This window comes from Achromobacter sp. (assembly GCF_057314935.1).
This window is the reverse complement of sequence record NZ_DBHKZA010000133.1, coordinates 1-8,821: the sequence shown is the minus strand read 5'-3', so window position 1 is coordinate 8,821 and position 8,821 is coordinate 1. Positions and strand designations below refer to the sequence as shown.

At 63.8% G+C, this 8,821-nt stretch carries 11 protein-coding genes; all 11 read right to left on the bottom strand.

Annotation, left to right across the window (positions count from 1 at the left end; genetic code table 11):
- Positions 1-1,364, bottom strand: a 1,364-nt coding sequence (locus ACO6D5_RS28455; RefSeq protein WP_485827241.1) for a phage tail protein, incomplete at its 3' end; no start/stop codon positions are given.
- Entirely contained in the window at positions 1,364-1,951 is a 588-nt protein-coding gene (locus ACO6D5_RS28450; protein ID WP_485827240.1) for a phage connector family protein, read from the bottom strand. The genes ACO6D5_RS28455 and ACO6D5_RS28450, both read right to left, overlap by 1 nt.
- An 11-nt stretch (positions 1,952-1,962) precedes the next feature.
- Positions 1,963-2,277 carry a hypothetical protein gene (locus tag ACO6D5_RS28445; RefSeq protein WP_485827239.1) on the bottom strand — a complete coding sequence of 105 codons (315 nt, stop codon included), beginning with the start codon at positions 2,275-2,277 and terminating at the stop codon, positions 1,963-1,965.
- Between the two features lie 3 nt (positions 2,278-2,280).
- Entirely contained in the window at positions 2,281-2,727 is a 447-nt protein-coding gene (locus tag ACO6D5_RS28440) for a Bbp16 family capsid cement protein (protein WP_485827238.1), read from the bottom strand.
- A gap of 51 nt (positions 2,728-2,778) precedes the next feature.
- Positions 2,779-3,783 (bottom strand): major capsid protein, encoded by a 1,005-nt coding sequence (locus tag ACO6D5_RS28435; RefSeq protein WP_427937042.1) that lies wholly within the window; start codon positions 3,781-3,783, stop codon positions 2,779-2,781.
- Between the two features lie 17 nt (positions 3,784-3,800).
- Positions 3,801-4,556 (bottom strand): hypothetical protein, encoded by a 756-nt coding sequence (locus ACO6D5_RS28430; protein ID WP_485827237.1) that lies wholly within the window; start codon positions 4,554-4,556, stop codon positions 3,801-3,803.
- A complete protein-coding gene (locus ACO6D5_RS28425; protein ID WP_485827236.1) occupies positions 4,540-4,842 on the bottom strand; it encodes a Bbp19 family protein in 303 nt (100 codons plus the stop codon). The genes ACO6D5_RS28430 and ACO6D5_RS28425 overlap by 17 nt, the downstream gene beginning before the upstream one ends.
- Positions 4,839-6,485 carry a portal protein gene (locus tag ACO6D5_RS28420; protein WP_427937036.1) on the bottom strand — a complete coding sequence of 549 codons (1,647 nt, stop codon included), beginning with the start codon at positions 6,483-6,485 and terminating at the stop codon, positions 4,839-4,841. Before ACO6D5_RS28420 ends, ACO6D5_RS28425 begins: the two co-directional genes overlap by 4 nt.
- Positions 6,485-6,694, bottom strand: a complete 210-nt coding sequence (locus ACO6D5_RS28415; RefSeq protein ID WP_427937034.1) for a hypothetical protein — start codon at positions 6,692-6,694, stop codon at positions 6,485-6,487. Before ACO6D5_RS28415 ends, ACO6D5_RS28420 begins: the two co-directional genes overlap by 1 nt.
- 62 nt (positions 6,695-6,756) lie before the next feature.
- Positions 6,757-8,181 carry a TerL gene (locus tag ACO6D5_RS28410; RefSeq protein ID WP_485827235.1) on the bottom strand — a complete coding sequence of 475 codons (1,425 nt, stop codon included), beginning with the start codon at positions 8,179-8,181 and terminating at the stop codon, positions 6,757-6,759.
- On the bottom strand, positions 8,181-8,699 hold the full coding sequence (locus ACO6D5_RS28405; RefSeq protein ID WP_485827234.1) for a terminase small subunit: 519 nt from the start codon (positions 8,697-8,699) through the stop codon (positions 8,181-8,183). Before ACO6D5_RS28405 ends, ACO6D5_RS28410 begins: the two co-directional genes overlap by 1 nt.
- Positions 8,700-8,821: the final 122 nt, after the last annotated feature.

Here is an 8,821-nt window from a genome sequence, read left to right as displayed (position 1 = left end):
AGGACCAAACGCTGGCGCCAGAACGCGCCATGTTCAGGCCACCCGTTCGCGTTTGAAAACAGACTGAACGCCCATTTCCACGAAGGGATATGGGTCGAATAGGAGGTGGTGACTGTACGTGTGGCCACGCCGGTGGCCAATGGGTCGTATGCGTAGGCCCCGCCGGATGGAAAGGACGCGTTGATTTCGTATCCTGATCCCGTCCTGTTGCGCACCACATAGGATCCGTTGCGGTTCGTATCCGGCGCGCTGTTGTCGGCGTCCTTGAAATTGGTGCCCGTGATGACGATCGCATCAAGGTTTGCGAAGGGATGACCCGACGCGCTTACAAAGATGCGGGACGAGGCCGGGTCGGTGGGGGTGATGGAACTGATGGGATACGGCGTGACCGTCGTGCTGCTGCCGCCGCCGGGCTGCAGTTCGGTCGGTAGCCGCTTAACGATCGTGCCAGTGACGTGCTGAGCGTCGGTGTAGCCTTCTATCCGGACAATGCCGTAGCCGGCGTGCAGGAATTCCCACTCCACACCGATAGATCCGCGCTGGTCGTTCTCAACCGGCTGCCCGTCACCGTCCCAGGCTCGGCCCTCGGTGTGGATCGGCGTCTGATTTCCGGTCACCGGCGGCCCTTCGGAATTCACCGGCCCGACCGCGGTGCACTGGTACACCCGATTGTCGACCCGGCGTCGGTCGCCGATGTTCACTTCCTGGTAAACGCCCCAGGGCTTCACCGCGGAAAGGTCTGCGGTCTCCAGATAGAACAGCGTTCCGACGTGCGCCGGCAGGAAAATTCCCGCGCTGGCTGTCAAAGTCACGGCCCCCACTTCCGCATTGGTGGTGACAGTGATCCCTTCATTGGAGTTCACGTCGTCAAACGGCCCATCGGTGAAATCGGCAAGCACCATCGAGAAGGACGTGGCGCTCAGCCGCAACAGCTTTCGCGTCTGATAAAGGCGATGGAAGATATACATGGTGTCGGCGCTCTGCACGACGCGCAGATTGCAGGTGCCATCTTCCGCAGTCAGATCGGCGGCGGTGTACGGCGTAGCGACTTCCACTGGCGAGCCGCCCACCACCAGCAGCCCGCGATTCGTGTAGAAACGGACATACAGATGGCCGAACTCCAGCATGTAGGAAACGCGCTCGGACACCTGGAAGCGGATCAGCCACGACCGCACCGCCCCACTCTTGATCCCGAAAATGTATTGAGTGCCACCGCGGCGCACGAGCGGCCCCTGCACCGAAGGCAAGAAATTCTCCAGCACTGCGCAGCCATTGAAATACTTGGCCAGGTCCGTCCGGCCGGCGAGCATCGGACTCAGCACGCCGCCGTCGAATGTGTTCTGGATCGGGGTGTCCTTGGCCATTACAGTCGGCTCTCCAGCCAGGAATCATCTGCGGTCGCCACAGCGGGGCGCTCGATGGCGTTCATACGCCGGGCGTCGGCCACGGCCACCTCATACTCTTGCGCGGCGGTCTGCTTCTTCGTGTTCGACTGCGTCAGCGTCTCGCAGGACTCGAATGCGAGTTTGCAGGCAAACGCCTCCACAAACAGAGCATCGAACAGCGTTGGGTCCTCGACCCGCCTGACGTAGCGGATGCGCAGCGGGCCCGACTGACTGATCAGGATCCGGCCTGCCTCGATGGAATACCAGCCGTCCAATTGGGGCTTGGGCTGGCAGCGCCGCCCATTGACTTCGATGAGGCGTAGGAAGTCTGCCGGCAGCTGGTATTGGTGAGAGAATCCGAACATGGGCACCTCGCTGAGCGCCGGCAGCTGCGCCCGCGCCTTCGAGAAGTGCCACAGGTTCTTGCGCAGCTCGGCATCGCGCACGATGTCGAACATGGACGACAGGGTGTTCGACGCCTGCGAATCGTCGTCCAAAGCAATGATGCGCCCTGCACCAAGCTTGGTGAGGGCGCGATTGGCGATGTCTACCTGAGAGACGGCCATGGGTCAGTCCATTATTGCGATTCGCGGTCGGTGTTGCCGCCGCGCCCGGGGTGCGCTTGCGAACCGGTCTGCTCGGTCTGGCTGCTCGCGGCCTCGCTCGTCGAACTCCGGCCACGACGGCCGCGTGCGTTTCCCGCCTGGCTGCTCGCGGCCTCGTCGTCGGGGGTATACGGTCGCATCCAACGGCCGGGCTCGCCGTTGAATTCGAACACTTCCCCCTCTTCGACCATGCGCATCACCCGGCGCTCGCCCGTCATCTCCGGCCGTTTGACCGGAGTGACGTTGGCGGGGATTTGGCCCCGCTCCAGTGCGATGTACTTGGCCATGGCTTAGGCGACGGTGAAGCCAGACTTGTATTGCTGCTTCGTCTGGATGTCCTTGACCAGGAACGCCGAGAACTGACCGGCAGTCAGCGGGCCCGTACCGACCGTGTAGCGCACGCCCAGGAAGCGCTTGTAGTCGCCCGAAGGCAGCTTGACCTTGATCAGCTCTTTGCCTGCCGTCAGGTCAGCGAGAGCATAGGTCGCCGACGTGAAGTGCACCGTAGGCGAAGTCAGGCCGGCCGCCGCGCTGGATTCCAGCGTGATCGCCACGGTGGCAGCGCCAGCAGCGGTAGCGGCCTGATCAACCTGGACGACCAGATACACGTCCTCGCCGGTGCCGATGTCGACCGTGGCGTTCTTGTTCGCGGGGTTGTGGTCAATGACGTTCGTCGAGATGGCTGTCGCGGTAACCGCTTGGCCGTCCGAGAATTCGTTGGTCTTGTCGAGAATCATGGATATCTCCAGTTTCTTGGGGATGATGCCGCCCGAAGGCGGCGCCGTTCCTTAGCTGACAGCCGCCTCGGTGTTCAGCAGTTGATCGACCAGGCGGATGGGGATGCCCAGGAAATTGGTTTCGAACTGCCCAGCGGCCTCGCGGATCGACAGGGCAGCGCTGGACTTGTTCAGGGCCATCTTTTCCAGCGCCGACTTGATCGTGCGGTTCACGTAGAACCGCGGCTGAACGCCGCCGCCGGTCAGCATGGGCAGGCGATTCTTGGCATCGATCATCAGTTCGATCAGCTTCTGGTTCGCCATCGTGCCGGTGCCGGACGAAGCGTCAGACACATCGATGTTGCAAATGCGGGACACATAGCGCCAGTCCTTCACGACCAGGCCGCAGTCCCATTCGAACAGGTCGCCGTAGGCGCGGTAGCGATCGTTGTTGGCGTCGAACGCGTCCAACTCGCCCAGATCCTGGTGCGTGAGGCCCGCCTTGGAGTTTTTCGGATAGATACCGAAAACCTTGTTCTTGCCCCAGCCGACGAGGTAGATCGAGGTGTTGTCGCTGCCACTGCCGCCGGCGCTGATGATGTTCTGCGAAACGTTGCTGCCGCTGATCGCCGAGTAGCGCGGTTGCAGGCCGTAGAACTGCTCGGGGTTGATGGACGTGTCGCCGTACAGGAACGCAGTGGCGAAGTCCTGGCCCATCTTTTCGATGAAGGCGTTGGCCTCGTCCAGGCGGAACGCGCCGGGATCGTTGGCCATGCGCACAGCTTTCACGTCGGGTTCGCTGCGAGCGGTCAGCATGCCGCACGCGTCATCCACCTGTGCGGTCGTGGACTTGGACACCGGCGTGCCGCCGTACAGCTTGCGCCACGTCGTGGACGGGTAGCCGGTACGGATGGTAGTGCGGTTGCCGGTGGGCAGATTGCCCTCGACCCAGGGGATGTCCTGGACGATTTCGTTGGTTTGCGCCAGCAGTTCGGCCACATCGGCGGTGTCGCCATTGGGGTCGAGCCGCTTGGCGACGTCGATGATGCTGAGCGATTCGTTACCGATGGTGGGCATCGATATCTCCTGGGTGGTTAAGAGGTCTTCATGCTCGGGAACATCCGAGCGGCTCGTGCGGCGTCAGAGTTGGCCGGGGGGTTTGCGCCGCGATCGCCGCCCGCCGGTATCAGGGTTCCCTCGCCGAGATGCTTGCCGATGCGGTGGAAGAGCCGCAGGGTTTCGCCATCGCCGAGGGACTTGGAAATCTTTTCAAGCATCTGCTCGTCGGCACCAAAAGTCCGTACCGCGCGGCGCGCCAGTTCGGTGTTGGCGTCGTATTCGCCGCCCCACTCCTTCTTCAGGGCCTGCACGTCACGCTCGCCTTGCTGCTGGCGTTCGGTATCTGCTGCCTGCTGGACGTCCGCCTGGTACTGGTTCCACTTCGTAGCGAGGGCCTGGGCCTGCGCCACCGGGATTCCGGCCTCGTGCATCCACTTGGCCGCCTCGCCCGCGAACGCTCCGTCCTGGCCTTCCGGCACTGGCAGCTTGTATGCGTCCGCCGACTCCGGCTTTGCCGTCAGGCCTTCCAGGTCATGCAGCGCCTTTACGGCTTCGCCCGCATCCTTGAAACCCTTGCCTTCGATGAACGCCTTGAGGCCGGCGTCCTGGATACTTTCGTGCCACGCGGGCGCAGTAACCTGCGAATCTGCGCCGGGGCTAACCGCCGGGGTTGCGGCCGGAGGCGTGACCGGCCCCGCAGCTGCAGGGGCACCACCAGCCGGCGGCGTGTCTGCTGCGGCTTCGTTGCGCAACAGGCGGGCAAAGAGGAAACGTTTATTCAGGGCGTGCATGTTCTCGCTCCATCAACTGGAAAATGTCTTGTTCACTGAGGTTGAGGTAATAGGCGAGGCGGTTGAACACCTCGCGGCGGCCCTCCGCCTGCATTGAGGCGTGGGTGTCCACGGTGCGCGTGATCGGCGAAACGACTGTGATGGACTCGCGGACACGGCAGAACTTCGCCAGGTCGGCCATAACGCGCTGGCCGGCCTCGGTCAACTGGCCCTTATCGTCCAGAAAGGCGCGGCGGTAAGCGACGCGGCGGCCGAACATCATGCGGAATTTGAATGGGATGTTCATATGCGGGCGTTCGAAGCGTTGACCGCAGCGGCGGTGAGATCCTTGGCGGCCCCTGCGGCAACCGGCGCAGCCTCCAGAAGCTGGGCGGCCTGCTGTTGTTGCATGGCGGCGGCGTCCTGCTCGGCCACTTCTTCCTCAGTGCGCATGTACTTCTGCGGCACGCTGAAGACGTCACCCAGCCCCCGGACGATCGCCTCGGCATTCATGGCGCGGGCGGCATTCGGATCAGCCTGGATGAACGGCGACGAGGCTTCAGCCCAGCGCAGGACGTTCGCGCCCTCTTCTGCTCGCATGGCCTGGTTCAATGGGCTGTCGTACTCGATCTCTACCGCACCGCCAGCCTCCTGGAGTTCAGGCGGCATCTCCGGCAACACACCCGCATGCGACAAGATGTCGACCTCTCGGGTGATCAGCGCGCCCAACATTTCGGACTGAACACGGCCCATAGTGGGCCCGAGCAACACACCCTTTTCCTGGGCACGCTGCAAGACCTCGGTGGCCGTCATCTGGTGGTTGTCGACCAGGATCTGGAACAACGTGACGTAGAACCCCAGGTTCACGGCCTCGCGCTTTTGGTTCGCATAGTCGATTCCCATGGGCACGTTGGCACCCAGGCCAAGGGGTTTGACCAGCTCGTTGCCGTTCATGCCCATATATCCAAAGTTCAGGGCACCTGCCCTCAGGTCGAACGCCTCAAGCGCGCCGTCGTCCGCCAGGATCAGGGGCGGGTCCACGGCCTTCTGGGCGCCCTTGATATTGGTTTTCTCCATGGCATTCAGCATGCGCACGTCCGGTAGCGAGTCCATCGCAGGGGAATAGCCGTACGGAGAATCGTCGGTCGCGTAGAAGCGGCCAATGGCGGCCGGAAACGTTCTGTACCCGCTGTGCTGGACCACGTGGTTGCCGGCATCAAGGCACAGCCAGACCGACTGGATCGGCATGTTTCGGCTGTCGACCCTGCTGTTGTCCCGCTCGGTGCGCGGCCGGATGGCGTGAAGGAACTGGTAGACGGCCTCCGGGCTGCGCTCCAGCGCCAGCTGCATCGACGGGGTGAGCGCATCCCGGCCAAACTTCTGGGCGGCTTGGCGCAGCGTCAATCCCCACTTGACGTGGCACTTGTCGACCATGCCGAACGCGTCCTCGCTGAACCACGTTCGGCTCATGCTTAGCGTGCGGTACCGGATGCCATCCCCCAGCACATCGTCGATCATGATGCCGCCGGCGCCAAAGGCCCCGTGGCTGATGTAGGACTCGCCGATCTGGGCGGCGAAGTTGGCCCGCCAGCGATACCGGTGGGCGAAAAGGGTGTTGGTGACCTGTTCCAGGTATTGGCGGACCGGCGGGGAATCCTTCAGGTCCTCGATCGAAACCGTCAGCCGGTGCCACTTCTGCACACGCGGCGTAATCAGGGAATCCTCGGCAGCTGCAAAGTGCCGCAGGGCCAGCATAGGAGTGGCGTCGTAGATTTTCTCGGTACGCTTCTGCCCGGGCGTGTTGTTGGCGGCCTCGCCAAACTTGCGATAGCGGGGCAAAACCTGCTCGATCACCTCATTCCACTGCCCGTGAAACGACTCGCGCGCCGCTTCCATGGCCGCCTGATCGGCCATGATTTCCCGCACCAGCTCGACGTCCTGGTTGTCCATCAGGATCCCAGGAGGGTTTTCGTGGCCACCGAGCCGGGCGCGGCCGTGGTGTCAGAGGTGAGAATGGTGCTGGCCGTGCCGCGACGGCGGCGCAGGCGTTCAGCTTCGGACTGGCCGGCGGCCGCCGCATCGGTCGCTGCAGGCGGAGCGGCGGGTGCGGGCGGGTCCGGGATCTTGGGGGTGCTGGGTTTGGACAGGAGGCTCGACATGGCGGCACCATTGATGGAATGCCGCCAGTCTGTCTACGCGCGCGCGCAGTGAACTGCGAAAATCAATCCATGATCGCCCGGCTTGGCCGGACAGATCCCTCGGGGCGCTTTCTGGTCACCATCGGCCGGTGCTCGCCGCCGCCCACCAGCAGGTACTGCGCCGCCTCGGCCACATGCGAGAACATGTTCTTGACTGGGGCGTCAGCGAAGCGCTCGCCAGAGACGGCCAGGCGGCGATAGCAGTAACCGCCGGCCAGAGCCTTACGCAGGGTCTTGCAGTCGCTATGCACGAGCAGCCCCGGCTCTCCGTCGATGATCCGCGTCAGCGCGCCATCCACCGCACCGCAACGCAACAGCGGGTCGTTTGTCGGGGCCGGCACGGCGGGCAGGTTGGCAGCCTTCAAGATCTGGAACGGCGTCGTTTCGTCGCTCTGCGCGCGGTTGTCACCTGACGGATCGCCCCAGAAGCCACCGATGTGGAAGCCCTGATACATCTGGGCCAGGTGAAGGTGGATCTCGTGGGCGAACTTCTCGGCGCCCATGTTGGTCGCCACCAGTTCCGACCGGATGCGCCAGCCGCCCATAGCGCGGCGCTGGGCGAAGACCGCGGCCGGCGTCAGGCCGAAGTCCATGCCGATCATCAGCGGCAAGCGCGGGTCCAGCTCGAAGTCTCGGCAGTGCATCGAGTCCTGGTAGTCGGGATGGATAGGCCGGCCGTCCACCACGAAGCCGTACTGGTTGCCCAGGTTGACCTTGATCCAGTCCTCCTTTTTGCCCTGCATGCCGCGCTCGTAGTAGCCCGGCGGCAGGTTGGCCAGGTTCTCAGCCTTGGGGTTCACCTGCCACCGATCGCCTGGCTTCACCACCCCGCCCGGCTGACGCAGGAACAGCCAGCCCTCGGGCTTCTCTTCCTCGGCCAGCTTGTAATACCAGTGGTCGCTATCCGGCGCGTTGGTGTCGCCAAAGAGGCCGAACCAGGTGGGCCGGACGTCCTTCGGGTAGCGCCCGACGCGCAAGTCCAGCATGTCCACGATGGCCTTGACCAGTTCCTTGACCTCGTTGAGCCAGGCGAAGGTCAACTGCAGGCCGCGCAACTTGCGCTCGTGTTCCGGCCGATCCAGGGCGATAAACACCAGCTCCGCCTCTACGCTGGTTCCGTCGTCCAGATCGAAGGACAGGTAATGCGTCGGCGGCTCCAGGCCACCGGCCACCCAGCGGCCCAGATCGCCGAACATTTCCAGCCAGTCCTTGGTCGTGGTGCTCATCAAGTCCGGATAGGTGTTCCGAATTGCGGCGCCGCGGGATCGCCGCACGCCCTGCGCGTCCGGCTCCTGCTCGCACATGATGTCCATGGCGCGCCAGCAGCTGGCATTGGTCTTGCCACTGCCCAGCGGCCCCATGATCATCGTCCGCGGCGCGCGTGAGGCGATGTACTGGGCCAGCACCGGCCCCTGGGCAGCGTAGTCGTAGTGAATCTCGGGCTGCATCAGGCGCCATCCTTGCGGCCGGTCAGGTCGCGGCGCACAACGCGCGGGCGCGTGATCGTCAGCTTGTCGTTCAGCATGCCCAGGTGGCGCATGGCCAGGGCGAGCGCGGCATCCTTGCTGAATGTCTTCGCCTTCTTGGTGGTGCCGATGGCTTCCCGGTCTTCGCCCCGGCCGGCGAACTCCTCGATGCTTTCCAACTGCGCCACCGCGGCGGCGGTATCGTCGTCCAGCTCGTGCGGCGCCTTCAACCTGCCGTCGTCGTGATAAAGCCGCCGGATATCGAAGAACGCCAGGCGGGCCAGCTCCTGTAACACCCGATCCTGGGTAATCTCGGTTCGGGCAGACCGCGCCTCTTTGCCAGCCTGGATAGCCTTCGCCACCTTTGCATTGCTCAACAGTCGCGAACCCTGCGATTCGGCCGTCTTCGGGCTATATCCTGCCCTGATCGCGGCCTGCTTGGCGTTCAGGTCGATCAGGTATTCGGCAGCGAACCGCCGTTGTTTCTCGTTCAGGCTCATTCTTCGAATCCCGGCAGGGAGAGGGTTTCCCCGGTCGCAACGGCGCGGCGCGGGCGTTTGTTCAGGAGCTGTAACAGCGCGGGCACAGTTAGCCCGTACGCGTGCGCGACAGCTGGCAGGTG